This window comes from Bacillus sp. AFS059628 (assembly GCF_002571225.1).
Classification (GTDB): domain Bacteria; phylum Bacillota; class Bacilli; order Bacillales; family Bacillaceae_G; genus Bacillus_A.
The window spans coordinates 100,649-127,432 of the sequence record NZ_NVEC01000003.1 but is presented as its reverse complement, the minus strand read 5'-3'; the positions used below and the strand labels follow the sequence as shown (position 1 = coordinate 127,432).

The window sequence follows — 26,784 nt, the reverse complement described above, 5'->3', positions numbered from 1 at the left end:
GATAAACTCCTCTCTTCTCACTTCACCATTCAACAGTATATTTTATCGAATAATTCGATATGACTCAAGGTTAACTTTCTGTTATGTAATCAAGTTCCACCTTTACAATGTCCTCACATGCTATTGAAATGATCGTTCCTTGCTTATCAATTGCCGTTACTTCTCTATTATCCATTACACGATGCGCTACTCTTTCTAGCACTTTTCCTTGGTCTCGATAACAAAATTCTTTTACATCTTTAATCGTTTTTCCGTTTTCTAAATGGTATATCATTCTATAACACCGATATCCCACATTTTCACCCCCAACTTGCTCGTTTTTTCACATATACATAAAAATGAGTCATTCCTATCTCATTACATCTTCTTAATTTCAATAAAATTCTAACAAAAATAAATACTTTTATCAAACTGACTTTTTCAACAAAATCACCTATAAAACTGCTTCTTTACACCATTATGAAACAAAAAATATAAATTTTTAACATTTTCTTCACCACTTCTGCATAAAGTGAAACTTTAATCAGTGGGTGTTTTTTTCATCTCTACTGATTATCAGACCACAAATTGCGGAACAAATTCTCCATACAAAAAAAGAACTCGCATATAGCGAGTTCTTCCTTTGTTATTCTAATCAAACTTGTACAGGAGCTGGCTTTTCATAACGTAAAACTGGTTTACGTGCAGCCATCGTTTCGTCTAAACGTTTAATGACTGTTGTATGAGGTGCTTCTTGTACAACTTCTGGATTTTCTTCTACTTCTTTAGCGATCTGAATCATCTTATCAATGAAACCGTCTAATGTTTCTTTTGATTCTGTTTCTGTCGGCTCAATCATAATACATTCTTCCACATTTAATGGGAAGTAAATTGTTGGTGGATGGTAACCGAAATCAAGCAGGCGTTTTGCAATATCTAATGTACGGACACCAAGTTTCTTTTGACGACGACCTGATAATACAAACTCATGCTTACAATGTCTATCGAACGGAAGATCATAGAATGGTGCTAATCTTCTCATCATATAGTTCGCATTTAATACCGCATACTCCGTTACTGCACGTAATCCATCTGGCCCCATAGAACGAATGTATGTGTATGCACGAACGTTAATTCCGAAGTTACCGTAGAATGGTTTTACGCGCCCAATTGCTTCTGGACGGTCATAGTTAAAGCGATAGCCATCTTCCGTTTTCTCTAAAATTGGTTTTGGTAAGTACGGAATTAAATCAGCTTTCACACCTACTGGACCAGAACCTGGGCCACCGCCGCCGTGAGGACCTGTAAATGTTTTATGAAGGTTTAAATGCACAACGTCAAATCCCATATCTCCTGGGCGCGCTTGGCTTAATACCGCATTTAAGTTTGCACCATCATAGTATAATTTACCGCCTGCGTTATGGACGATTTCTGCCATTTCTAAAATATTTTCTTCGAATAGACCTAATGTATTAGGGTTTGTTAACATAAGTGCTGCTGTTTCTTCATTTACAACACGTTTTAAATCTTCTAGGTCAACAAGACCATGTTCATTTGATTTTACTGTAATTGTTTCAAAACCAGCTACAGTTGCAGATGCTGGATTTGTTCCGTGAGCAGAGTCAGGAACAATTACTTTCGTACGGTTAAAGTCACCATTTGCTTCATGGTATGCACGAATTAACATTAAGCCTGTCCATTCTCCGTGTGCACCAGCAGCTGGTTGTAATGTAACAGTATCCATACCTGTAATTTCAATTAAATGCTCTTGTAAGTCGTACATTAATTCCATTGCACCTTGTACTGTCTTTTCATCTTGCAACGGATGAATATTTGCAAATCCTGCGAAACGAGCTACACTTTCATTAATTTTCGGATTATATTTCATCGTACAAGATCCAAGTGGATAGAATCCAGAATCTACACCGTGGTTACGGTTTGAAAGTGCTGTATAGTGGCGCATAATATCAAGTTCAGATACTTCTGGTAGCTCTGCATCTTCTACTCGAATATAATCGCTCTCAAATACATCTTCTAGTTTCACTTCTTCTACATCTAATTTTGGTAGGCTATATCCTATGCGTCCTTCTTTACTCACTTCAAAGATAAGTGCTTGGTCTTGGTTCTTCATTGGATAGCCCCCATTTCGTTTACAAGTGTGTCAATTTCCTCTTTTGTACGAAGCTCTGTTACTGCTACAAGCATATGGTTCTCATGCTCTTTATAATCACGGCCTAGGTCGTAACCGCCGATAATATTCTTTTGTAATAATGCATCGTTTACTTCTTTCACTGGGCGCTTGCAATCTACAACGAACTCATTGAAGAATGGTCCAGCAAATGTAACTGTGAAGCCTTTTGCTTCAAATTGACGTTTTGCATATTGTGCTTTAGAAATGTTTTGACGTGCCATTTCTTTCACACCTTGTTTACCAAGTGCCGTCATTGCAACTGATGCTGCTAATGCATTTAACGCTTGGTTTGAACAAATGTTAGATGTCGCTTTGTCACGGCGAATATGCTGTTCACGTGCTTGTAACGTTAATACAAATCCACGTTTACCATCTGAATCTACAGTTTGTCCGACAAGACGTCCTGGAATTTTACGCATAAATGCTTTCGTCGTTGCAAAGTAACCACAGTGTGGTCCACCAAACTGCGTTGGGATACCAAATGGTTGTGCATCACCGATGACAATATCAGCACCAAATTTTCCTGGTGGTGTTAATGCGCCTAATGATAATGGATTTGAAGAAACGATAAATAATGATTTTTGTTGATGAACGATTTTTTCAATATCAGCTAATTTTTCAACTTGTCCGAAGAAGTTTGGATATTGAACGATTACACAAGCAACTGTATCATCTACTTCACCTTGTAATACGTCTAAATCTGTTACACCATCTTTATGATTAATTTCAACAACTTCAAGATGTTGACCTTTTGCATATGTTTCAAGTACAGCTCTTGATTCTGGATGAACTGCGCTAGATACAAGAATTTTCTTTTTACGAGTATGGCCAGCTGCTAGCATTGCCGCTTCAGCTAAAGCTGTACCTCCGTCGTACATAGAAGAGTTTGCTACATCCATTCCTGTTAATTCACAAATCATTGTTTGGAATTCAAAAATTGCTTGTAATTCCCCTTGTGAAATTTCCGGTTGGTATGGCGTGTAAGCTGTATAAAATTCTGAGCGAGAGATAACATGATCTACGATTACTGGAGCGTAATGATCGTATACGCCTGCTCCTAAGAAAGAAGCGTACTCTTTTAAGTTAGCATTTTTACTAGCCATTTGAGTTAACTCTTTTAACAGCTCTGGCTCTGATTTTGCTTCTTTAATTTTTAAATCCCCTTTAAAACGAACACTCTCTGGAATATCAGAGAATAACTCATCAATCGTTTGAACGCCGATCGTTTGTAACATTTCTTTTTTGTCTTCTTCTGTCATTGGAAGATAACGATGCAACATGAAATCTACCCCTCTCCCCGTTACTTTGAACGTTTATAAAATGGTGTTGGAACAACTACTGCTTTGACGCGTTTATTACGAATTTCAATTTCTACTTCTGTATCAACTGCTGCGTATTTTACATCAATTAGTGCTAAACCAATGCTTTTCTTTAACGTTGGAGATTGTGTACCACTCGTTACTTCCCCGATTTTTTCTTCTCCAATAAATACAGGGTAATGCGTACGAGGAATTCCACGTTCAATTACTTCGATGCCGACTAACTTACGAGGCGCACCGTTTTCTTTTTGCTCTTTTAAAGTCGCTTTTCCAAAGAAGTCTGCTTCTTTATTTGGTTTTACCGCAAAGCCAATTCCAGCTTCAATCGGTGTAATATCTTTTGATAATTCTTGACCGTAAAGTGGTAATGTTGCTTCAAAGCGAAGTGTATCACGAGCACCTAAACCACATGGTTTTAAGCCTTCTGCTTCACCAACTTCAAGAAGTTTCTCCCAAAGTTTTGCAGCATCTTCACTCTTACAATAAATTTCAAATCCATCTTCACCTGTGTAACCTGTACGAGATACAAGTGCTGGAATTCCATCTACAAGAATATCGTTTTTAAATTTAAAGAACTTAATTTCTTTCAAATCTTCTGACACAACTTTTTGTAAAATGCCTTCTGCTTTTGGTCCTTGAATTGCAAGCTGTGCAACTTCACTAGAAACATTGACTACTGTCGCATCGCCAATTACATGGCTAGCTAACCATTCGTAATCTTTCTCGATATTTGATGCGTTGATAACTAATAAATAGTCTTCTTCACCACGTTTGTAGATTAATAAATCATCTACTGTACCACCATTTTCGTAGCACATAGCTGTATATTGTGCGCCCCCTACCTTTAAGGTAGATACGTCATTTGTAACAACACGTTGTAAAAATGCTAAACTATCTACACCTTTTACCTCAACTTCTCCCATATGAGACACATCGAACAAACCTGCCGCTGTACGTACAGCTTCATGTTCTTCTTTAATGCTTGAAAATTGAACTGGTAACTCCCAACCACCGAAGTCGATTGTTTTTCCACCATACTTCGCGTATACATCAAATAACGGTGTACGTTGTAATGTAATCATGCTCTCTCCCCCTTATGCTCTGACAAATCAATAAAAGTTGTTTCCCTTATCTAAACATTTTCACTCTGAAAAGATAGGATATACGGAATCTCATTATATTTTTTTATGAAAGCGTAAATAAAAAATCACTTTCTTGGATAAAATACGAAAGATTCCACACATTTCACACCATTATCCTAACATTATTCGCTATATTTCATCAATATTCTAGCATAAAAAATAATTTAGAATTTTTTATGCTTAATCTTATTACATACAGTTTTTTAGATTTAGCTCTTTATCTTTGTTTATTCTTTACCTTTCAACAAGTGTAATAGAGCCTTATTACAAGGCTTATAAATACGGATTTTTTAATAATTACTTTAGTTTATAAAAGGTGGGAGAGTCGTAATGAATGTCGATATTTCCATAGATCGAACGTGGCAAAACAATTTTTTAAATAGAATTGACGAAGATGGCCCTTGGACAAACTGGGATTTATATCATTTAGCTTATGAAACAGAAAAATCGTTACTTGTTCCTACTTTCGATGGATTACAAGCACCGAAGCATTTATCCCATTTCACACCACTTCCTCATCAATTAGAAGTCGCTCAAAATGTTATTGAACAAATGAATGGTAAAGCGATACTAGCAGATGAAGTAGGACTTGGGAAAACGATTGAAGCTGGGCTTATTTTAAAAGAATATATGGTCCGCGGCCTTGTGAAAAAAGTACTTATACTCGTCCCTGCCTCCCTCGTTTCACAATGGGCATACGAACTAAATACAAAGTTCTTCATTCCTGCTGTAGCCCAGAAGAAAAGCTACTCATGGGAACAAGCTGATGTGATTGTATCATCAATTGATACTGCAAAACGTTCACCGCATCGCGATATCGTTTTGAATTTAGAATATGACCTTATTATTATTGATGAAGCACATAAACTTAAAAATAATAAAACAAAAAACTATGAATTTGCACAGCGATTAAAAAAGAAATTTTGTTTATTATTAACCGCTACTCCTGTTCAAAATAAGATTGATGAAATTTTCAACCTTGTTTCTTTATTAAAGCCGGGACATTTAGGCAATCAATCCAACTTTGAAGAATATTACGCTTCAAAAAATCGTTCTGCCGAATCTGATGAAGATTTAAAAGCTCTTATTAATAAAGTGATGGTCCGAAATCGACGGCATAATACCGGAATTGATTGGCCAAAGAGACATGTACGTACAATTTTTGTTGAGTTTAATGAACAAGAACAAGCTCTATATAATGATATCGAAAATTGGCGAGGACAAGACGCCTTCACATCTGCTTTCTCATCATTAACTTTAAAACGGGAAGCGTGTAGTAGTCGCGAGGCTGTTTACTATTCATTAAAAAAACATGTAGAAAAACGACAGAAGGAAAATGAGAATTATATAAAAGACCCGCATATTGATGTGCTAATGGACAAAATTAATCATATTCCTTTCAACTCAAAAGCGAATAAAACTCTTGAGCTTATTAAAGAAATTGACGATAAAGTCGTCATCTTCACAGAATATCGAGCGTCACAAATGTACTTACAATGGTTTTTACAACAACACGGTATTTCTTCCGTTCCATTCCGCGGCGGATTTAAACGAGGGAAGAAAGATTGGATGAAAGAGCTTTTCCAAAACCATGCACAAGTATTAATTGCAACCGAAGCTGGTGGTGAAGGGATTAACTTACAGTTTTGTAGCCATATGATTAACTATGATTTGCCATGGAATCCAATGCGTCTTGAGCAAAGAATCGGACGCATTCACCGTCTTGGTCAAAAAAATGATGTTCATATTTATAACTTAGCTACAAAGCACACTGTTGAAGAACATATTTTGAAACTGTTATATGAAAAAATCAATTTATTCGAGCGTGTTATCGGGGAACTTGATGAAATTTTAACAAGAATTAATATGAAAAACATCGACGCGCACATTCAAGAAATATTTGCGCAGTCAAAAAGCGAAGGAGAAATCCGAATTAAGATGGAAAACTTAACATCTATTATTGACTTCGCAAAACGAAATGAAGCTGAGGTGCAAGGCTATGCAGCAACATGAAATTCATAATTACTTATACAATTTCTTTGAGGCGAATAACTGTGAAATTTTAGAACGTTCTCCTCATTTATTAGATGTGCAGTTAACAATTGAAATGGATAAATTATTAATGAATCGCCCTTTTTATTGGCACTATCTTGAGAAAACAGGAGGCGTACCGAATCCGATGCGCCTTACTCTTATTACAAATCCAGAAAATGAAGAAAACGATGGCGAGCTTATTCACTACGGTTCCCCACGCCTTCATCAAATTTTTCAAACGACAAAAGAATTAGGTTCTTACATACGTTTATATGAAGAAGTACGGCATAGCGGAGCAACGCATACACCGCTCCATCCGTGGCTCGGTGTAAATATAAAAGTTTCCTATCAATGTGATCGAAAAAAAGATATCCTTCACTCGATTGGGATTCATCTCATTTCTGGCACAATGATTGCAAACTTTCATGAAACATTAACTAAAATTAAACTTACACCGAAAATACCTGATTTTTGTTTTACGCTCTCACCTATCATTAAACCGCAAAGCGGTTTACAACGTATAGAGGACGCTTTAAAGAATATTATTGCAGAAGATGACCATACGTGGGCGAAAGAAGCAAGAGTGCGCTGGAATCACGATTTAGATCTTTTAAATCGCTTTTATGAAGAAAGCGATGAACTTCCCGAAAGTTATGAAATTGAAAAACAAGCTTTGCAAGAACAATATGAACCACGCATTACAGTACAAATTATTAATGGCGGACTCTTTTATGTTACCGCGAATCATTTTCTATCTTAAAAAGCCCCTTCTGTTTTAGAAGGAGCTTTTTTGAGTTATCCTTTATCGCCATTACGTTCTTGTTGTTTTTGCTTTGCCATGCGTTTTTGATACGCGCGATCTTTTGCACTCACATGATTTGCATCAGTAGGAAGGTTTTCTTTTGAACGGCCAATTCCATTACTCATCTTTTCCACTCCTTCTTATGTCTTTCAAAGTACACCCTTATTTTCAGCTAGAGATACAATCCTTATACAAAAAAATAAGAGCAGCCATTGGCTACTCTTACTCGCTCACGTATTTTTGAAACATATCATGGATGCCTTTATTTGCTAGGTTCGAGATCTGCTCGTCAGATTTATTCGGATAACGATCACGCAATCTGATAGATGCCTTCACCATTAAATTTTCTAATACAGAACGGCCACCTTCTCCATAAATAATTTCAGCATATTTAACAAGCCTTCCATCCTCTACTGTTGCTGGATTATGATTGAAGAAAAATTTACTCATTGTCTCCACCTCTCTCTTTTGATAACGTTTACATTTATATAAATTATTTATGTTATTTATTTCACAATATTGTATGCATGTATATTTAATTAGTTTCATTATAAAGCAACATATCGATAGTAAATATGTGATTTTCCGTCCATTTTGTGAACAAAATAAAAATGAAAGCGTTTCCTTTATTATATACTAAAAAAACTTACTACGCTAGGGGCAATTTTTTTCAATCTACTAATCCCTCAAAAAGTGATATATTTTTCCTTTTCCTATTAAACCTTATACAATTTTCAGAAATTATATTATAAAATATATGTATGACTTAAGGAGGATTTGTATGAATCAAAATAAAAAAGCTATATTAGATCTTGTCTTTTATCTCGTAATCCCATTCCTCATTTGGAAATTTGCAAAACCTTATATTGACCCTTATTACGCGATGTTACTTTCCTCTGTTCCGGGAATTATTTATACACTGTATACCTTTAAAAAAGAAAAACAATTTAACGTGACAGGGTTCTTTATTTTAATTACACTCATTTCTAATACAACAGTAGATCTATTATCTGGATCAGCTGAACGAATGCTGTGGAACGATGCGTATTATCACATCGTACTCGGTATTATCGTAATATGTACAATTTTTATAAAGAAACCACTTATGTTATATTTCGCAGCAGATATTGCCGCACTGCAAGGCCATGACCGTGATAAAAGTCGTGAACTGTATCGTGATAGTCGTATTTATCCAGCACTACAATATTTAACGCTATTTTTCGGTCTACAATTCATATTAAAAAGCTTCTTAAAAATTTATTTCATCTCTGTTTTCGGTGTAGATGGCTATGGTGAAATGAGAGCGATTATGACCGCTGTTGGATGGGGCATTTCCATTTGTATCGGAATAGGATTCGTATGGGTGAACAATAAAATACATGCCGTTACAGAAGAAAAGGAATCTGCGCAGTAAATAAAAAATCCCCTAGTAGTATGATGCTACTAGGGGATTTTCACTTTGCTACACATATTATGAAATCGTTAACTTGATTTTTTTCTTTTATTTTTTACATTTCGATAAAACAAAGCAGCACTTAGCGGCATAACACCAAACCATTTATTCATAAATGGCTCTTTTTCAGCACGACGTTGTTCTTTCTTTTGTTTACGATCTTCTTTTGGAGCATCCATATACGACACAAACTGCTGCGTCACAAAGCGAACATAATCATTAGTAGACATATTATCATCACCTCTACTTGATTAGTATGTCCACTTTTTTATTCATTAATCTTTTCTTTTAATTCATTCATAATTTCCTTTACAGACTTATTCGTCGTATCAATATGAATATGAGCCTCTTCATAATAAGCTCGGCGCGATTCAAATTTTGCCACAAATGCCTCTATATCTTTCTCCTGAAATAGTGGACGTGTCGTATCTTCACGAAGTCTTTCTGCAATTACATGTGGATCACAATATAAATACACGATGGTGCCATTTTCCTTCATCCACTTTCGGTTTTCCTCTCGTTCAATGATGCCGCCACCAGTTGTAATAATTACATTACGACTCGGTAATGAACGTAACATTTCACTTTCATATTCGCGAAAAGCCATTTCACCTTCTTCGGCAAAAATATCACGAATTGCCTTCTCCTGCTTCTCTTCAATTTTTTGGTCTGTATCAACAACATCCATATGAAGTTCTTTACTTAACGCTTTTCCAATTGTTGTTTTCCCAGCTCCCATATAACCGGTTATGTATATAGATTTCATGTTCGTTCCTCTCAATCATTCGTTATTATTTGTTATTATAACGAATGATTCCATTATTTAATAAAAAAACGTTTTGTTCTTCTTATACAATGAAGAACAAAACGTTTCATACACGATTTTACTTATAAGCGCCTCTTCTTACCCACTGCGTCGCAATCCATTTCTCACCTTTCGTTACAGGTGCCCCTCCATGTAACGTAAGCTCATTTAATGATTGGTCTTGATAAAAATACTCAAAGTATACTGCCATTCCCTTTCTAGGGTGCACAGAAAGATTTAATTTCGGAAAGAACGTTTCTCCGCCTTCTTCTACATCATTTAAATACATGACAAGCGTACTAATACGATTATTCGCAGCTGATCTACTGTGCTCTGCAAAATAATCATAATGCGCTTTATATTGTTGATCCACTTCATATTTTAAAATGTGCAATCCTTCTCCATGCGACACAGGAACATTCATGATAGATGAAATTCGTTTTTCAATCTTCGCAGTAAGTTCATTATCGTCTAAAAATGCACCCTTACTCGTTCGGATATCATTTACATCACGTGATGAACCAACTTTAGAACGTGCTAACTTATTTTTAGACAATTCGATCAATTTATCACATTCTTCATCGCTTAATACATTTCCTAACACGACAATAAGAGGTTCTTCGAATTTTGAAATAATGTGTATTTCCCTATCTTCCGTCATAATTGCATTTCCTTTATGATCAAAAATAGTTTGTTCCCTGTTTTCACCTATTTGATTGTTGTTTGTCATTTCCCTATTCTCCCTAAAAATAATGATTGGATAGCATGAATATATCATATTCTTTCTACCTTTCTCTTTTTTAAGAAAATTTAAACTTTTGATTGTTTTATTTATCCATTTCCTTTGAAAAAACAGCCTATTTTTAAAGGAAAAATTATGGTTTTTCATCCGTATATGTTACATACTATCCTTCTATCCAATCGAATATTTTTTCATCCTTTTTTCTATACCGAAAGCTTACTTTATAGAAAACTTCTTGTTTGATTTTGCACTGTAACGAAACAAAAATGACATCATTTTCAAAGACATAATTTCCACTTGCTTCTCCCTTTTCATATGGAAAGAAAAAAATACCTTCCTGTTCTTTTTGCTGTAAATCCTGTTTTATATTTGTAATAGATCGATTTAGTAGTTCCTCTAATACAAACTTTTGCTCTATTTCAATATAAAAATTTTTATCTATAAGCAACATATTCGTTTCGTATACAAAGAACGAAGTTAATAATACAAGAAAAATAATTGTTCCTGGCAACGTAAACCCTTCTTGTTTTCTCATGTATTTATTTCCATTTCACTATACCTAATAGCTACACCTTCATATATTTTCCCGCTCATATCTTCCACATTTATAAAGAGCAAATGAGGTGTTACTTCATACGAAACCATTTCAACATTTTGTAATATAACTTCTCTTCCTCGCGTATTCACTTTTCTTATTAGACGATTATTCAATTTTTCATACGTCACTTCATCTCCAGTTCGAAGGCGGAAGCGCAAAAGATTCCCCTTATTTTCAGGGACTATTTTCTCTACAAATGATACTTCACGAAATTCTAATTGTACTTGCCCTATAAACACATCCCATTCCCAATTATTTAACCCTTTCGATTGTTTGTTTTCTATTGCAATAAAGTTTAAACGTGGAAAGAGTAAAAAGAACAGTGATAACAGAAAAAAACATACGATCATTTCAAGTAATGTAAATCCAACTTCTAATTTATTTTTTCTCCTGCATAAAAGCATTGTTCCGTCATTCTTCCTTTCACATCTTTCCACATAGCACAAACTTCATTTCCTCCCCAATATGTGTAATATACATTTCCGTTCACGACTGTTTCTTTCTGTTGTTTTGCCTCATTCTCATACATATATAAAGCTGCTTCCTTTTTTAATAATACAAATGCCTTATAACGAATTTGTATGTTCTTTCGTTCTTGCATAATCAATACTGATTGCGGGAGTATTATAGATACTGCCATCATTACTATACCTAATGCTATAAGCATCTCAACCATCACTGACCCCTTTTGACATTTCACGATACGTAAATCTCCCTCTTCCAAGCTGAAATACAATTTCATATTTATAACTCCGATACGAAAGTAAAATCGTACCACCTCTATTAATATTTCCACTCGGATTATATGTCATCGGATTCGGAAAAGTATTTAAATCAATTTGTATATCGCTATCATATTCTCTTTTAATAATAGTCAGATTCGTACTTAGCTCTCCTATATAGTACGTATGTCTATCTTTATACCATCGTAATGTATAGTGTTTTTGACGGTTTATCGCTAATTGTTGCATATACAAAATATCATTTGAAAACTGTCTTAAAAATTGTTCAATTTTTTGTTTTTCATATAATGAACGTACGTTAAAATACGTGAACATACTTAGTACAGAAATTGCAAATAAAACGAGTAGCATTTCTAAAAGAGTAAAACCTTTTTGTTTCACAGTTTCCCACTTGTTACTGTGCCATCATTTGAAATGTGAATAGACTCACCATTCGGACACTCATCCTTCGTAATATATTTCCCATCAACTAGCTCTTTTAGAGAGGGAATTTTATTATGTTGCAATTGGTATACTTGTATTTGCGCTTCTATAGATTTCACATAGGCTTTACATCCTTTTCCTTCGACGGATGAACGCTGTGTAACTACATTCGGAATAATTAATAGTAATAATACAGTGATGACGACCATAACTAATAACATTTCCAAAAGGGTAAACCCTTCCTCATTCTGCATGTAAATACCTCCTATATAGAATTCATCATTTGAAACATTGGCATAATCATTGCTAAATACATAAGAACGACTATTCCTCCAATACACACAAATAAAATTGGTTGAATGATTACTAACATTCGTCTAACTTTTTTCTCAATCTTTTCTATAATAAGATCACTATAGTCACCTAATTCAATCGCCAAATTACCGTTTGCTTGTCCATGCGTAATAATATAAGAAAGTTCTTCCTCATAATATCCGCTTTTAGCAATAATAGATTGCAACGGCTCTCCTGCAATTAATTGGCGTTCAATTCGGCCCGCTTCATACTGAAAGAACGGATGATATTTTTGCTCCATCATTATTGTTAGAGCCTCAAGTACGGATAGTCCGCCGTGTAATAAACTGCTCAATTGATTAGCAAAATAATGTGAATGCTTTAAAATAAGAAATGTTTTTACGAGGGGGATACGAAGTATAATGTTTACCTGCTTCATATGAGGGAGTTTCCGAAAGTAAAAAAAATATATACTACAGCCAATTATGACTAGACAAATAGTGCTAAAAATAAGATAGGGTAGTAGCTTAATTACACTTAATATTTGTTCTGTAAATAACGGTACTGTAGAACCAAACGAACTATATACCATGTCAACCTGCGGTAATAAAATGCGATTAAAAATTAAAATCATGATTATTAAAAAGAACGCCAAAAACATAGGATACTGCATTATTTTTATCATATCTTTTCTATACTTATCCTTTTTATAAAGAAGTGCGCTCCCTTGTTGCAATGCAAAAGAAATATCACCATGTTGCTCAGCATAAAATAAATAGCTTAACATCTCCTGATGAAACTTTAATTGATAAAAAGAATCGTGTAGACTTTTTCCATCTTTTAATCCATCGATCATGTGCTGCAATTGCACTTTCTTTTCTACAGGTAATTGAAACCGTAAAAATTCTAAAGCCTGCAAAAGGGAGTATCCTTTTTCTAATAGTTCTCCTAATCGTTTCAGTAATATTACTTGATCACTTAAACTCCATATTTTCTTAAACATACACATCCTCTTCTAAGAAACCTAAAGCGTACCCTTTTCGTATCGAAGATTGTAATGTTTCGTGCTTATAAGTGACACATTCCCCATTTGCTTCTTTAACCGCTTGTTTTAACTCATATCCATATAACAACTCATAAATACTCGCTTGTCTTACTTTCCTCATTGATTTACATAAAGTTGAGCACTTTCTTTTGCAAAACGGACACTTCAATTCGACAAGTCGCTGTGCAGCTATAGCCAATAAAGATTGTTCAATCTCTTGCCTCGTTATGCCAAAATCCATAAATCTAAGTATTGCCCCTTTCGCATCATTCGTATGCAGTGTTGTCATTACTAAGTGGCCAGTCAAACTTGCTCTTATAGCAATTTTTGCTGTTTCTTCATCACGAATTTCACCGACTAAAATAACATCTGGATCATGACGTAAAATAGCCTTTAGTCCCGCCTCATATGTGATACCTGCTTTTTCATTTATTTGAATTTGTAATACATCGTCATTTCTTTTTTCAACTGGATCTTCTAGTGTAACGATGCGACGTGTTTTCTTTTTTCTAATTACCTCTAATAACGCATACATTGTTGTTGTCTTTCCCGAACCAGTCGGTCCAGTAAATACGAGTAACCCATGGGAATAATGTAAAAAAGAAAGTAGTTTCTTCGCTGTACTTGGAAATAACGAAAGATGAGATAACGGCTGAATAGATGCCTGTAAATGAAGACGGATAACGAGACTTTCTTGATATACAGTTGGTAGCGTGGAAAGGCGTAAATATACTTCTTGTCCATCCATTTGTAAATACAGGGAACCATTTTGTGGCTTCCGCCTCTCCCCTATATCCATGGATGCTAAAAATTTAAAATGTGAAACAAGTTTTTCTCCAAATTCCTTTTCAATGTATTGTTTCGTCATTAAATCTTTTCCTATACGTAGTTGAACCGCCACATCCTTCTTCCGGGGCACAATGTGTAAATCCGAAGCTTGTACCCTGCACGCTTCTTTCAAAATCGTATTCGCAAAGCTTTCAATTCCATTCATCATTTTTCCCTCCCCACTATGTATATAGCATGAAAAAGTTCATAAGAAAAATTACTACTTTTGTATTTTCACTAGAGCGAAAAGGAAAAATATGTTTGTGAAATTATGAACAATTTCCGAATTATTGTCTGAAATTACCTATACTTATGTTTATCTGTATTATAATGTTATTATCTTGGATAAAGTGATAAAGGTGGAGATCCTCATGGAACAAGCTTTAAAAATTACAGGTGTATTATCTGATCCAACTCGTTATTACATTTATAAATATATTTCTCAAAAACATAGTTACGTAACGGTACAAGAAATTGCAGATGAGTTTGACATTCATCCAAACGTAGCGCGTTTACATTTATCTAAATTAGAAGATGTTCATATGCTGAAATCGGAAACGAAGAAAACTGGAAAAGGCGGAAGACCAAGCAGATTGTATGTATTATCTGAAGATGTTATCCAATTACAATTTCCATTCCGTGATTATCAATTGTTAGCAAGAATCGCATTTAATTCTTTACTTAGCCTTGGCGCTGCTGGTGAAAAAGCGCTATACGAAACTGGAAAACAATTCGGGACCGAATTAATGCAACAACATATGCTGCGTTTAAATGTGAGTGAAGATGCTTTAACAGTGGAACAAAAAGTTCAAATTGCAAAAGAAGCTTTCTCAACAGCTGGCTTATCACCTGCATTTGAATTAAGTACAGATGGAACGAAAATTTTCTATGATGTACACAATTGTCCATTTAAAGAAGTTGCCGTTCATCATCCAACTGAAATTTGTAATATGCACGGAGATATGATGAAAGGGATTTTTGAAATCCTATTCCCTAACATGGAATTAACACGAAACGATAGTTTACTAGATGGATGTAAATCTTGTAACTATAAACTAACAATTTAATTTCTCATATAAAAAGAAGCCAATCATAATTGGCTTCTTTTTATATGAACGAATATTTACAATAGTAAGAAAAATAAACTATAATGAGGTGAGGTTTACTTTTTTTAGAAAAGGAGGGAGATGGCATGGAGCGCATGTTTCGCGTTCTCGGCTTTTGGACTGGAATTTTCTCGGTTATGTTTTACGTAGGGGATATGCACTCGACCGCACTACTATTTTTAGGACAAACAGGATTTTTCGTACTTTTAAGCTATTTAAATTTAACAGAGCGTATGTATATATACGTATTTGGGGCATATTTAACTGTTTTCTTCATAGGATTTACATACTACACGACGTTTTTACTTGTCCCTGGGGCTGGACATTAAAAGATGGCATTTTGCCATCTTTTTTTTAAATCCGCAATTTCCTAGTTGACTTATAGGTTTTATTACCTTATATTCTATATAACAGATTGGAATTAGGGGGAATCAACATGAATACACTGCTTGTCGGAATTAACGTTGCAGTCATGCTCATCTTAGTTGGCGTATTATATTATATGCAACGTAAGCATGTATCTTTTAATAAACGTGTATTTACTGCATTAGGAGTCGGAATTATATTCGGTCTTATATTACAATTTATTTATGAACCAACTTCTAAAGTAATTATTGAATCAAATACTTGGTTTGGCTTAATCGGTAACGGTTATGTAAAATTACTTCAAATGATCGTTATGCCACTTATTTTAGTATCTATTATTTCAGCATTTACAAAATTACAGTTAACGAAAAACCTTGGTAAAATTAGTGGTCTTATTATCGGAATTTTAATTCTTACTACAGGAATCGCTGCAGCTGTCGGTATCGCTGCAAGTGCAGGATTCGATGTATCTGCAACAGGTCTGCAACAAGGTGATGCAGAATCTGCTCGTCTGAAGCTAGTTGAAGAAAGGTTTACTTCTATTGAAAAAACAACAATTCCAGATAAATTATTAGAACTATTGCCTACAAATCCGTTTCTTGATTTAACAGGTGCTCGTCCAACGTCAACAATTTCGGTTGTAATATTTGCAGCCTTTATCGGTATCGCCTTTATCGGTGTAAAACGAAAATATCCAGAACAAGCAGAACTATTTAAGAAAATGCTTGATGCTGTATATGCAATCGTAATGCGTATGGTAACATTAATTTTACGTCTTACTCCATACGGCGTATTAGCTCTTATGGCAAAAACAGTTGCTGGTAGCGATATAAACGCTATTTTAAAACTTGGTAACTTCGTGTTAGCGTCTTACGTAGCACTTATCGTAATGTTCGTTATCCACTTATTATTAATTGCTCTATCTGGTTTAAATCCAATTCAATATTTGAAAAAGGTATTCCCTGTATTAACATTTGCATTCACATCTCGCTCTAGTGCTGGTGCAATGCCATTAAATATTGAAGCGCAAAAAGAAAAGCTTGGTATTTCTGAAGGGATTGCAAACTTCGCAGCATCATTTGGAGTATCTATCGGACAAAACGGTTGCGCAGGTATTTATCCAGCAATGCTTGCAATGATGGTCGCTCCAACTGTAGGAATTGATCCATTACAACCACAATTTATTTTAACTTTAATCGCTGTCGTTGCAATTAGCTCATTCGGCGTTGCCGGTGTTGGTGGCGGCGCAACATTTGCAGCGTTAATCGTACTATCTACAATGAACTTACCAATTGGTATTGTCGCTCTTGTTATCTCAGTTGAACCATTAATCGATATGGGGCGTACAGCTCTTAACGTAAGTGGTTCTATGACAGCAGGTCTTATTTCTAGTAAATGGCTTGGTGAATTAGATCAAGATACGTACAATCAAGATGATACAAAAACTGGTGAAATTGCTTCATAATGAAAAGGACGCTAACAGAAACTGTTAGCGCCCTTTTTTAGTTCTTTTCATCTTCCTCTTTATCTTTTATATATAAGGCATAGCATATTGTTTCAAACACTATGTATAAAGCTCTATCAATTACTTCAGCCGTGTAGAACAACACCTACATATTATCATGTATTGATATAAAGGAAATATACCATTTTTCATTTTTTTAATAACTATTAATTATAAACTAAAGACTAACTATTATTCCTCATCTGCAAACTGTAAAAACTCTTCCAACCGCTCCTTTAACTCCTCCTCTATCTCACAATAAGATTCATCAACAAGTTCACCACTTAACTTACTTCCCCAAAACCTTATTTGAAGCGGTACTCCTAAAAAATAACTACAACATTCCCAGATAGGAACTGTATAAAATTCAATCATCTTTCCTTCTTCATCTAATACAGCTATCGAAATTGATGAAGAATATCCTGTTTCAAAAGGATTTTCTTTATCTCTAATGAGTTCTATAAATAATTCCATGTTTTTTTCTATGTACAAATGTGAATAATCTTTAAAAAGTTTAAATGATATTCTCTCTATTTCCTTCTCCATGCATTGAATCTTCTCTTTTAACTCCAATGTAAAATCTCTTTCTGTATACTTCATCTCCGTCTCCTTACACATAGAAAAAGAGAATACAATGACATATTCTCTTTTCTCAAATATATTTCATTATCTCACAGCCCGTCCTTTTCACAAATAACCATTTCGTTCGCACCATTTATGAAATTGTCCTACGTCTACCCCAACTAACACGATATCTTTTAGCTCTACATCAATGATTTGTTCTCCAATTACAATAGCAAACTGCGATTCTAATTTTGTCTCATTTTTCTTTACAATTCCAATTCGGTTCCGATGCGGTCCATCTTTTATATATGCTTTTTGTCCTACAATATCAAAGTTCAAGATTTTCACCTCTTTTACTGCGCTCAAATTGGAAATACGATCTCCACCTCGGAAAATTTCCTTTCATTGCACTATTTCTCTATATATATGACGAAACAATAAAAGAGTCCTCCCTTCTTTACAATTATTTTTTCTTTGTTTCATTTTTGTGATTGAAACGTAAAGTTTATAATAAAATACACTTGGAAGCGCTTTCTCTGTAATTTTTTATGGTATAATGTATAAGTAGAACTTCGTAAAGAGGGTTAAAAAAATGAATACAAAAATGATTAAAAAAGTAATTGAAGCATTAAAAGTATATGGCTTTCAGAATGTATCATTCTGTGACAAAACGAAACAATTTTTATTTCATAACGAAATGGATATTATGAGCGGCTATGCAGAAATAACATATAGTAGTCAATTTGAAAAATTCAACGTACAAATTCATCCGATTGAAACACATCACCAAGCAGAGTTGCAAGAGGTTGAAAGACATATACAGGCTTGTATAAGAAAAGTAGAATATTTAAACGCACTTCTTAGCGGGCAAACAAAACTAGATGATAAAATTATTATAATGTAAAAAAGAACGTGATTACCTCACGTTCTTTTTTTACATTATACGTTCATCTTTTCCTTCAGTTGTAATTCCGTAATAGACTCTAATACATCCATTGCTTCTCCAAATGTCATATCAAAAATTGTCTTGTCCTCTATGTATGGAAATTGTCTAAAACGCTTTTCTAACGTTTTCACGGCGTCTGACGTAAAGTTTGCACTATCAATGCCAAATTCTGTTTCAAGAAGAACGATCCAATCTAACACATGAAAACCTAATCCATTTACGAATGAAATAAGTTTTTCTTCTGGCTGTGCAGATAAGAATACGTGTCGTTCCATTTCACTAAAAAGCTCTTCTCCTAAAATATCAGCTAATTCATCATCATGTTCGCGGTCAATGATTTCTTCATAACCATAATCATCAACAAGCTCCTCAACCTCTTCACTATCCTCACAAAGCAATTGACTAAGCTGTGCATCTTTCTTAAATCCACTATTTTGCACGACTTCTAAAAAGCTCGTTTCCCATCCATTTTCTAATTTCATATTATGTACTCCTTTATATATGTTTCTTATCATCACTGTACCCAAAAGATCCCTTTTATAACCTTTTAAGTAGTTACTATTATTTCACATGATTCATAACATAAGATGCAAATTCAGTTGCATCTCCTTCAAAAATATTTATTTCTGGCAAATGATAGAACGTTGTTTGGAGCGGATTTCTTTCATGATATACATATATCTTTTTCTCTAGCGCAATCGCCATTCCAAACTCTGTATGGCTCCCGTTCCCACCATCTAATATAAGTAAAAATACATCCGCTTCTTTAATAGCATTCTTTTCTGCCTGACCAATTTCTCTTAATTGTTCTTGATTCACTGCTCTTTCGTTTTTAGTCCAATCATATGTATGGTTCCATCCTGCATGTTCCAATTCATTTGCTATAGAACGTACAAGGTGTTTATTTTGAAATCCTGAGGCAATATAAAAATTCATTTATATACACTCCTTCATTATATAAGGGGGAAACTCCATTTTAGCGTTATTTGCTATAAACATAATAAAGAACAACTTCAAAAAAAATCCCCATCTTTAAAACTTATTTGCGTTTAAATGATGGGATGCCTCATGGTCTTCTTTTATTTTTTGTTTTTTATAACTTTCATCAGCTAACATTTCTAGTTCAGCTGTTATTTCTGATTTTTCAAGCTCTCTTTCTTGCGAAAACTTCCTTGAAATATAAACAATAACACTACCAACGTACAACACAAAGCATATAATAAGTGCAGTATTTTCATAGAGACTTAGCTCCAACACAGTCACTCCTAATCCATTCGTATTTTCACGCTTCATTAATTGGAATTTCCCTACTAATCCATTTGCTACCCCGCATTAACGGGCAGTAAAACCCACACCTCAAAATTCAGCAAAATAAAGAAGTTAGGTGTGGGATTAACTGCCCGTAAAAGCCCGANNCTAATAATCAGTGGGGGATTAACCCCTTCCCCACTGATTAAAGTTTCACTTTATTGTAACATAAAAACACCGTTTCTTGGAATCTTTCATCCTACTAAAAAAGGCATGATTGTTTCATCATGCCTCTGAAATATGGTGAATGATTGTTTGAATTGCTTCTTTTCCATTATATTTTTTTAATGCGGTTTTATATGCCTCATTATTATAAGATAACTCTTCAACATGCTTTATAAGAGAATTGACATTCACATCTTCTTCATACAATACGGAAGCATATCCTTGTCTCTCAAAAGACTCTGCATTTAGTATTTGATCTCCACGACTTGCAAATTTGGATAGCGGAATTAAAAGCATCGGCTTTTGCAATGTTAAAAACTCAAAAATGGCATTAGAGCCCGCACGTGAAATAACAAAATCTGTTATCGCTAATATGTCTGGCAGTTCTCCATGTATATATTCAAATTGTCTATATCCTTCTTTATTTTGTAAGCTTTTATCAAGATTACCTTTTCCGCAAAGATGAACAACTTGATACTTTTTCAGAAGTTCTGGTAACGCTTCTCGAACCGTTTCATTAATTTTCTTTGCGCCCAAGCTTCCTCCCATAATTGTAATAACTGGCTTTTTACGTGAAAAACCTAAAAACGCTAAACCTTTTTCACGATTTCCCTTTAGCACGTCTTCACGTACAGGCGATCCTGTATAGATTACTTTTTCTTTCGGTAAATGTTTCGCAGCTTCTTCAAATGTAACAAATATTTTCGAAGCAAAACGGAGCGCAATTTTATTTGCTAGTCCTGGCGTCATATCAGATTCATGTAATAAGACTGGCACTCTATTTAACCATCCTCCAATTACGACTGGTACAGATACGAAACCACCTTTTGAAAAAATCACATCCGGCTTTAGTTTTCGAATCCTTACATACGCATCCATAACACCCTTCATTACAAGAAAAGGATCTTTTATATTTTTCAAATCAAAATAACGGCGTAGCTTTCCGCTTGCAATACTATAGTACGGAATGCCTTCCTTTTCTATAATTGTTTTCTCAATTCCTTGATGAGAACCAATATAAGAAATATCCCAATTCTGTTCTTGTAAATGCGGAATGATGGCTAAATTAGGTGTTACATGCCCTGCCGAACCGCCACCTGTAAAGACTATTTTTTTCATACGTCTCCCCCTTCTACACTATAATACACTAAAATATCTTGCCTCAGGGTGAGAAAATACCATAGCCGTTACAGATGCTTCTGGCTCCATCATAAATCCTTCCGTTAATGAAATACCTATCTCTTCTGGATGAATAAGTCGAAATAATTTTTCTTGATCCGCGAGTTCTGGACATGCTGGATAACCGAAGGATACGCGTATTCCTCTATATTTCGTGCGAAAACGTTCTTCCATTGTCAGTTCTGGTGAATCTGGAATACCCCAGCGATCCCGAATAAGCATATGTGTTTTTTCAGCAAGTCCCTCTGCTAGTTCAAGCGCTAACGATTGAATAGCATGACTGCGTAAATAATCACCCTTCGCCTTCCACTCTTCAGCAATGTCCCGAACGCCTTCCCCAACCGTAACAGATAGGAAAGCAACATAGTCCATTTCATCTCCAACTGGGCGTAAATAATCACCTAAAGTACGATATGGTGCTTTTCCTTGTCTTGGGAATGTGAAACGTTCTATAACACGCGTATGATCTTCTGGATCATATATTACAATATTTTGTCCGTCACTTTGCGCTGGGAAAAATTGATACACCGCTTTCGGCTTTAACCAAGATTGTCCTTCCTGCAATAATTCGTCTATTAAATCATTTAATTCATGTGCTCTTTTATCTCCCTCTCGCAAAAGCTTCTTCACACTTCCTTTTAATCCAAGGTGATGTCCAAGTAGCATTTGTCTATTTAAAAATGGAGCGAGATGAAGGGCTGGGATATCGCGTAATACGACTCGTTTTGTTGAATCAGGCACTATAATCTCGGCCTTCGGTAATGGTTCAATTACTGCTGGAATTTCTACTTTCTTCTCTTCTTTTGTTACGATATGAAGATGACGTTCTTTTTTATCCTGTTTCATCTTCTCTCTCTCTTCTTCTTTTTGAAGCTTATTAATAATATCAAGCCCCGTCATCGCATCACTTGCATAACATACGAGCCCTTTATAGGATGGCGAAATACGATTATCTGTAAACTTTCTCGTTAACGCTGCCCCGCCTACAACAATTGGAATATCAATATCCGCCGCTTTTAAATCTTCAGCAGTCATTACCATTTGTTGCGCTGATTTTACTAATAAACCAGAAAGCCCAATAATATCAGGCTTCTTTTCTTGTACTTCTTGCACAATTCGATCCGAGCGAACATTGATTCCTAAATTAATAATCTCATAGCCGTTATTCGCTAAAATAATTTCAACGAGATTTTTCCCGATATCATGTACGTCACCTTTAACGGTTGCTAATAATACTTTCCCTTTTTTAGCACTATCGCTAGATTCCATATGTGGCTCTAAATAGCTTACGGCAGCTTTCATACTTTCAGCACTTTGCAATACTTCAGCAACGATAAGCTCATTATTATTAAATAATCGTCCTACCTCATCCATCCCTGTCATAAGTGGACCATTAATAATATCCAAAGGTTTTCTTCCTTCTGTAAGTGCGAGGCTTAAATCTTCATGTAATCCCTGTTTCGTACCTTCTACAATGTAATTTGCGAGCCTTTCATCAAGAGTTAATGTTTCTTGGACAACAACATCTTTCTTTTTTGCCACGCGATAAAAGTTTGTAAATTCTTCTAATGTCTCTTGCGTCGTTTCAAAAAGTAATGCATCTGCAAGGCGTTTTTCTTCATCAGGAATTGACGCATAGCGCTCTAATTTTTCCGTATTTACAATCGCGTAATCTAATCCTGCTTTTGTTGCATGATATAAAAAGACGGAATTTAACACTTCACGCCCAGCTGGTGGTAAACCAAATGATATGTTACTTACACCTAAAATCGTTAAACACTCTGGTAACGCTTCTTTAATAAGACGAATACCTTCTATCGTCGCTGCCGCCGAGCCAATATATTCTTCATCACCTGTACCTACAGGAAATACAAGTGCGTCAAAAATAATATCCGACGGGCGTATACCATATTTCGTCGTCAATAACTCATAACTTCTTTTCGCAATTTCGAGTTTTCGTTCTGCATTAACCGCCATACCTTCTTCATCAATTGTTCCTACAACAATAGCGGCACCATATTTCTGAAGAAGCGGTGTCACTTTTTTAAATCGTTCTTCTCCATCTTCTAAATTAATTGAATTAATAACAGCTTTTCCTTGAATATAAGTAAGAGCTCGCTCCATCACATTTTCATCTGTTGAGTCAATCATAATCGGTACTTTTAACACTTTCGTAACTTCTGCCAAGAAGTTTTCCATATCTTCTATTTCATCCCGGTCCGGGTCTGCCATACAAATATCAATAATATGAGCATTTTTCTTCACTTGCGCTCTTGCAACTTCCGCAGCCTCTTCAAATTTCCCTTCTGCTACTAATCGTTTAAATTTACGTGATCCAATAACGTTTGTTCTTTCACCAACAAATAACGGTCTCATAGAGTCATCATATTGCAGTGCCTCTAATCCACTAACACCGTGCCCAGCTCTTTCGTGATGTTCACGCGGATTAAGAGACGCTAACGCAGCCTTCATTGCTTTTATATGTTCTGGTGTTGTGCCACAACAACCACCGATAATATTAACCCATCCTTCTTCAGCAAATCGCTTCACCTTTTCAGCGAGAGAAGATGGAGATTCATGATAATGTCCATCTTCATCAGGAAGACCTGCATTGGGATAACAAGAAATGTAACACTCCGACAAATCTGATAGGGAACGAATATGGTCTCTCATAAACTCCGGACCAGTCGCACAGTTTAATCCAACAGATAATGGCTTCATATGTTCTACCGATAGGTAAAAAGCCTCAATTGTTTGCCCAGCTAGAGTCGTTCCCATCGGTTCAATCGTTCCCGAAATCATGATAGGTACAATTGTATTTAGTTCGTCAAAAGCTGCTTGAATTCCAATATAAGCAGCCTTCACGTTACGCATATCTTGACTCGTCTCAACGAGCAATACATCAACTTCTCCCTTCAACAATCCTCTTGCCTGCCGCGTATAAGCTTCAATTAATTCTTCAAATGTTACACCACCAGTAACACTAATCGCTTTCGTTGTCGGCCCCATCGCTCCCGCAACGTATACTTCCTTCCCGCTTTCTTGGACCGCTTGCTTCGCTAAACGTGCTGCCTTCTCATTTAGTTCTTCATCTAAATGGGACAGATCATAATCACTCAATACAATATTTGTCGCCCCAAATGTATTTGTTTCAATAATATCCGCCCCAGCTTCAATATAAGCTTTATGAATCTTCAAAATGACATCAGGTCTTGTTTCTACTAAATATTCATTACAGCCTTCGTACTCTTCCCCTCCGAAATCTTCCGCAGTTAAGTCCTCTTGCTGGATCATTGTTCCCATTGCACCATCTAATATTAAGATGTTATTTTGTAATTTTCCCTCTATACTTTTCATCAATTAATACCTTCTTTCACTTCTTGCTTTTCTCTCACATATTTAACGAGGTGTTCTGTAATTTCATATTTTAGAAATGGTGTAATAAGATAAATGCCGTTAAAATATTTCATCGCCGCATCAATCAACTCTTGAGAAATACGAATCCCTTCCTCAATTGCTGCCTCTTTCATTTCATGTCCATCCATTCTCTCTCTTACTGCTTCAGGTAAAGTAATACCTGGCACCTCAAAATGAAGAAAATCTGCATTCCGTTTACTTATTAATGGCATAATCCCAATAAAAATAGGTTGTTCTAAATGCTTTGTCGCTTCATACACTTCTTCAATTAACGCGATATCATAAATTGGCTGCGTTAAGAAATATTCTGCTCCAGCATCTATTTTCCGTTCCATTCGCTTAACCGCTGCTTTTAAATGCCTTACATGCGGATTAAACGCACCTCCTACTGAAAACCTTGTTGCTGGACCTATTGATTTCCCTAAAATGGAGCGCCCATCGTTCATTTCTTTAATCATTTTAATGAGCTCAATAGAGGACAAATCATATACAGAAGTGGCACCTGGAAAATCACCAACGCGTGCTGGATCACCAGTTAAAGCTAACACTTCTTCCATGCCTAACGCTGATAATCCTAGTAAATGAGATTGTAATCCGATGACGTTATGGTCTCTACACGTTAAGTGCGTCAATACCGGAATATCGTGTTTCATTAATAATGCACCCATTGCCATATTCGAGACGCGAGGCGATGCTAATGAATTATCTGCTAGAGTAATAGCATCTGCTCCAGCTCTTTTCAATGCCCTTGCGCCTTCAAAAAAACGCTGTGTATCTAACGTTTTCGGTGGATCTAATTCCACTACTACTGTCGTTTGTTTTTTCGCTTTCTCTGCTAAAGTAACATGCGCTTTTGAACGTTTCTCATGTGTATGAATTACTTTCGGTCTTTGAATCGTATCCTTCTCTATTACAGGCGTAACGTGTAAAGTAGCACGTTTCATACTTTCAATATGTTCTGGTGTTGTGCCACAACAACCACCTAATAACCGAATACCTTGCTCAATAAATTTCGGTGCCATCGCTTCGAAATAAGCTGGACTTCCCTCATATACGTAACGTCCCTCCACATAATTCGGGAGACCTGCATTTGGATATGCTGACAAATAACCATTTTGCGGGATCGATATCATTTTAAAAGCTTCCGTCATATGAAGTGGCCCTAGTTGGCAGTTCAATCCAACAACATTTGCACCATAGTCTAAAAGCTGTTTTAATATTTCATTTACATCATTTCCATTTTGAGTCGTACCTGCCTCATGTAACGCTAATTGAGCTACAATTGGAATATTCGTTTGTTTTCGTAACACCTGAACAGCATGAAGTAATTCAAACTCATCATAGAAAGTCTCTAATAGTAATCCATCAACCTGTTCTTCTAGTAAAGCACTTGCCTGCTCAAGTAGCATAAATTCTCTTTCCATATCAGTTGTCGTAACAGCTCCGATATGTTTCATACCACCGATTGTTCCTAAAATGGCATTTCTGTCTGTAACAGATGCTTTCGCCAGTTTGACTGCCGCTCTATTAATTTCAGTAACTTGATTTTCTAAACCATACATACGTAATTTCGCTTCATTTGCTCCGTACGTATTTGTTTGAATTACATCTGCCCCAGCAGCTACATATTGCTTATGAATCGATATAATTAAATCTGGATCAGATATATTCAATTCTTCAAAACTACTTTGCAAGCCATGTGAATGTAATAACGTTCCAACCGCACCATCACCTATTACAATTCCTTTTGATAATAAATCTAGTAATTTCACCAATCTCCCTCATTTCTATCAATATAAAAACCCCCTCTTCACTTTGAAGAGGGGGACAT

At 35.4% G+C, this 26,784-nt stretch carries 32 protein-coding genes; 8 read left to right on the top strand and 24 right to left on the bottom strand.

What is annotated here, in order from left to right; translation table 11 throughout:
• Positions 1-70: 70 nt before the first annotated feature.
• The 4 genes from COL05_RS01450 to gcvT form a co-directional block, all read right to left on the bottom strand.
• Positions 71-274 (bottom strand): DUF3929 family protein, encoded by a 204-nt coding sequence (locus COL05_RS01450; RefSeq protein ID WP_000639160.1) that lies wholly within the window; start codon positions 272-274, stop codon positions 71-73.
• A 360-nt stretch (positions 275-634) separates the two neighbouring features.
• A complete protein-coding gene (gcvPB, locus tag COL05_RS01445) occupies positions 635-2,110 on the bottom strand; it encodes an aminomethyl-transferring glycine dehydrogenase subunit 2 (RefSeq protein WP_000795696.1) in 1,476 nt (491 codons plus the stop codon).
• On the bottom strand, positions 2,107-3,450 hold the full coding sequence (gcvPA, locus tag COL05_RS01440) for an aminomethyl-transferring glycine dehydrogenase subunit 1 (RefSeq protein WP_098667317.1): 1,344 nt from the start codon (positions 3,448-3,450) through the stop codon (positions 2,107-2,109). The genes gcvPB and gcvPA overlap by 4 nt, the downstream gene beginning before the upstream one ends.
• 20 nt (positions 3,451-3,470) lie before the next feature.
• Positions 3,471-4,571 (bottom strand): glycine cleavage system aminomethyltransferase GcvT, encoded by a 1,101-nt coding sequence (gene gcvT, locus COL05_RS01435; RefSeq protein ID WP_098667316.1) that lies wholly within the window; start codon positions 4,569-4,571, stop codon positions 3,471-3,473.
• Positions 4,572-4,961: 390 nt separating this feature from the next.
• Here gcvT and COL05_RS01430 point away from each other — a divergent pair, with 390 nt between their 5' ends.
• Complete coding sequence (locus COL05_RS01430) at positions 4,962-6,644, top strand: DEAD/DEAH box helicase (RefSeq protein WP_098667315.1); 1,683 nt, start codon at positions 4,962-4,964, stop codon at positions 6,642-6,644.
• Entirely contained in the window at positions 6,631-7,425 is a 795-nt protein-coding gene (locus tag COL05_RS01425; RefSeq protein ID WP_098667314.1) for a YqhG family protein, read from the top strand. Before COL05_RS01430 ends, COL05_RS01425 begins: the two co-directional genes overlap by 14 nt.
• A 35-nt stretch (positions 7,426-7,460) precedes the next feature.
• On the opposite strand, the gene COL05_RS31660 is transcribed toward COL05_RS01425, so the two are convergent.
• Complete coding sequence (locus COL05_RS31660; RefSeq protein ID WP_048531130.1) at positions 7,461-7,592, bottom strand: hypothetical protein; 132 nt, start codon at positions 7,590-7,592, stop codon at positions 7,461-7,463.
• A gap of 97 nt (positions 7,593-7,689) precedes the next feature.
• Entirely contained in the window at positions 7,690-7,917 is a 228-nt protein-coding gene (locus COL05_RS01415) for a hypothetical protein (protein ID WP_098667313.1), read from the bottom strand.
• Positions 7,918-7,990: 73 nt separating this feature from the next.
• On the opposite strand from COL05_RS01415, the gene COL05_RS01410 reads away from it, so the two are divergent.
• Positions 7,991-8,107 (top strand): GTP pyrophosphokinase, encoded by a 117-nt coding sequence (locus COL05_RS01410; RefSeq protein ID WP_071721462.1) that lies wholly within the window; start codon positions 7,991-7,993, stop codon positions 8,105-8,107.
• Between the two features lie 141 nt (positions 8,108-8,248).
• Entirely contained in the window at positions 8,249-8,881 is a 633-nt protein-coding gene (locus COL05_RS01405) for a VC0807 family protein (protein ID WP_098667312.1), read from the top strand.
• 68 nt (positions 8,882-8,949) lie between these two features.
• Here the strand turns inward: COL05_RS01405 and COL05_RS01400 are convergent, their stop codons facing one another.
• From COL05_RS01400 to comGA, 10 genes are all read right to left on the bottom strand, one after another.
• Entirely contained in the window at positions 8,950-9,150 is a 201-nt protein-coding gene (locus tag COL05_RS01400; RefSeq protein WP_000106081.1) for a YqzE family protein, read from the bottom strand.
• 38 nt (positions 9,151-9,188) lie between these two features.
• Entirely contained in the window at positions 9,189-9,686 is a 498-nt protein-coding gene (locus COL05_RS01395; RefSeq protein ID WP_098667311.1) for a shikimate kinase, read from the bottom strand.
• Between the two features lie 118 nt (positions 9,687-9,804).
• Positions 9,805-10,455: a 2OG-Fe(II) oxygenase gene (locus tag COL05_RS01390; protein WP_142337308.1), complete on the bottom strand. Its 651-nt coding sequence runs from the start codon at positions 10,453-10,455 to the stop codon at positions 9,805-9,807.
• A gap of 175 nt (positions 10,456-10,630) precedes the next feature.
• Entirely contained in the window at positions 10,631-11,002 is a 372-nt protein-coding gene (gene comGG, locus COL05_RS01385) for a competence type IV pilus minor pilin ComGG (protein ID WP_098667309.1), read from the bottom strand.
• Entirely contained in the window at positions 10,999-11,469 is a 471-nt protein-coding gene (comGF, locus tag COL05_RS01380; protein WP_142337307.1) for a competence type IV pilus minor pilin ComGF, read from the bottom strand. Before comGF ends, comGG begins: the two co-directional genes overlap by 4 nt.
• On the bottom strand, positions 11,439-11,741 hold the full coding sequence (comGE, locus tag COL05_RS01375; protein WP_142337306.1) for a competence type IV pilus minor pilin ComGE: 303 nt from the start codon (positions 11,739-11,741) through the stop codon (positions 11,439-11,441). Before comGE ends, comGF begins: the two co-directional genes overlap by 31 nt.
• Entirely contained in the window at positions 11,734-12,189 is a 456-nt protein-coding gene (gene comGD, locus COL05_RS01370; RefSeq protein ID WP_098667308.1) for a comG operon protein ComGD, read from the bottom strand. The genes comGE and comGD overlap by 8 nt, the downstream gene beginning before the upstream one ends.
• On the bottom strand, positions 12,186-12,485 hold the full coding sequence (gene comGC, locus COL05_RS01365; RefSeq protein WP_098667307.1) for a competence type IV pilus major pilin ComGC: 300 nt from the start codon (positions 12,483-12,485) through the stop codon (positions 12,186-12,188). The genes comGD and comGC overlap by 4 nt, the downstream gene beginning before the upstream one ends.
• A gap of 11 nt (positions 12,486-12,496) precedes the next feature.
• Entirely contained in the window at positions 12,497-13,528 is a 1,032-nt protein-coding gene (gene comGB, locus COL05_RS01360; protein ID WP_098667306.1) for a competence type IV pilus assembly protein ComGB, read from the bottom strand.
• Positions 13,521-14,564, bottom strand: a complete 1,044-nt coding sequence (comGA, locus tag COL05_RS01355; RefSeq protein WP_098667305.1) for a competence protein ComGA — start codon at positions 14,562-14,564, stop codon at positions 13,521-13,523. Before comGA ends, comGB begins: the two co-directional genes overlap by 8 nt.
• A 205-nt stretch (positions 14,565-14,769) precedes the next feature.
• On the opposite strand from comGA, the gene COL05_RS01350 reads away from it, so the two are divergent.
• The 3 genes from COL05_RS01350 to COL05_RS01340 all read left to right on the top strand — a co-directional run bounded on the left by COL05_RS01350 (position 14,770) and on the right by COL05_RS01340 (position 17,335).
• Positions 14,770-15,465, top strand: coding sequence for a helix-turn-helix transcriptional regulator (locus COL05_RS01350; protein WP_098667304.1), 696 nt, complete (start codon positions 14,770-14,772; stop codon positions 15,463-15,465).
• Positions 15,466-15,590: 125 nt separating this feature from the next.
• A complete protein-coding gene (locus COL05_RS01345; protein ID WP_000440714.1) occupies positions 15,591-15,833 on the top strand; it encodes a DUF2626 domain-containing protein in 243 nt (80 codons plus the stop codon).
• Between the two features lie 107 nt (positions 15,834-15,940).
• Entirely contained in the window at positions 15,941-17,335 is a 1,395-nt protein-coding gene (locus tag COL05_RS01340) for an L-cystine transporter (RefSeq protein WP_001094339.1), read from the top strand.
• 231 nt (positions 17,336-17,566) lie between these two features.
• Here the strand turns inward: COL05_RS01340 and COL05_RS01335 are convergent, their stop codons facing one another.
• A complete protein-coding gene (locus tag COL05_RS01335; RefSeq protein ID WP_098667303.1) occupies positions 17,567-17,974 on the bottom strand; it encodes a hypothetical protein in 408 nt (135 codons plus the stop codon).
• 87 nt (positions 17,975-18,061) lie between these two features.
• Positions 18,062-18,277, bottom strand: a complete 216-nt coding sequence (locus tag COL05_RS01330) for a DUF3912 family protein (RefSeq protein ID WP_142337305.1) — start codon at positions 18,275-18,277, stop codon at positions 18,062-18,064.
• A gap of 253 nt (positions 18,278-18,530) precedes the next feature.
• Here COL05_RS01330 and COL05_RS01325 point away from each other — a divergent pair, with 253 nt between their 5' ends.
• Positions 18,531-18,842 (top strand): hypothetical protein, encoded by a 312-nt coding sequence (locus COL05_RS01325; protein WP_001093241.1) that lies wholly within the window; start codon positions 18,531-18,533, stop codon positions 18,840-18,842.
• A gap of 35 nt (positions 18,843-18,877) precedes the next feature.
• On the opposite strand, the gene COL05_RS01320 is transcribed toward COL05_RS01325, so the two are convergent.
• The 6 genes from COL05_RS01320 to COL05_RS01295 all read right to left on the bottom strand — a co-directional run bounded on the left by COL05_RS01320 (position 18,878) and on the right by COL05_RS01295 (position 26,725).
• Positions 18,878-19,366 carry a hypothetical protein gene (locus tag COL05_RS01320; protein WP_142337304.1) on the bottom strand — a complete coding sequence of 163 codons (489 nt, stop codon included), beginning with the start codon at positions 19,364-19,366 and terminating at the stop codon, positions 18,878-18,880.
• 79 nt (positions 19,367-19,445) lie between these two features.
• Positions 19,446-19,820 carry a nucleoside 2-deoxyribosyltransferase gene (locus tag COL05_RS01315; protein ID WP_098667300.1) on the bottom strand — a complete coding sequence of 125 codons (375 nt, stop codon included), beginning with the start codon at positions 19,818-19,820 and terminating at the stop codon, positions 19,446-19,448.
• 96 nt (positions 19,821-19,916) lie between these two features.
• Positions 19,917-20,177 carry a DUF3966 domain-containing protein gene (locus COL05_RS01310; RefSeq protein ID WP_000817964.1) on the bottom strand — a complete coding sequence of 87 codons (261 nt, stop codon included), beginning with the start codon at positions 20,175-20,177 and terminating at the stop codon, positions 19,917-19,919.
• A gap of 240 nt (positions 20,178-20,417) precedes the next feature.
• The gene (murG, locus tag COL05_RS01305) at positions 20,418-21,476 is read right to left on the bottom strand and encodes an undecaprenyldiphospho-muramoylpentapeptide beta-N-acetylglucosaminyltransferase (RefSeq protein ID WP_098667299.1); all 1,059 of its coding nucleotides are present in this window, start codon (positions 21,474-21,476) and stop codon (positions 20,418-20,420) included.
• A gap of 18 nt (positions 21,477-21,494) precedes the next feature.
• Positions 21,495-24,893, bottom strand: coding sequence for a methionine synthase (gene metH / locus COL05_RS01300; protein ID WP_098667298.1), 3,399 nt, complete (start codon positions 24,891-24,893; stop codon positions 21,495-21,497).
• Positions 24,893-26,725, bottom strand: coding sequence for a bifunctional homocysteine S-methyltransferase/methylenetetrahydrofolate reductase (locus COL05_RS01295; protein ID WP_098667297.1), 1,833 nt, complete (start codon positions 26,723-26,725; stop codon positions 24,893-24,895). The genes metH and COL05_RS01295 overlap by 1 nt, the downstream gene beginning before the upstream one ends.
• Positions 26,726-26,784 lie beyond the last annotated feature (59 nt).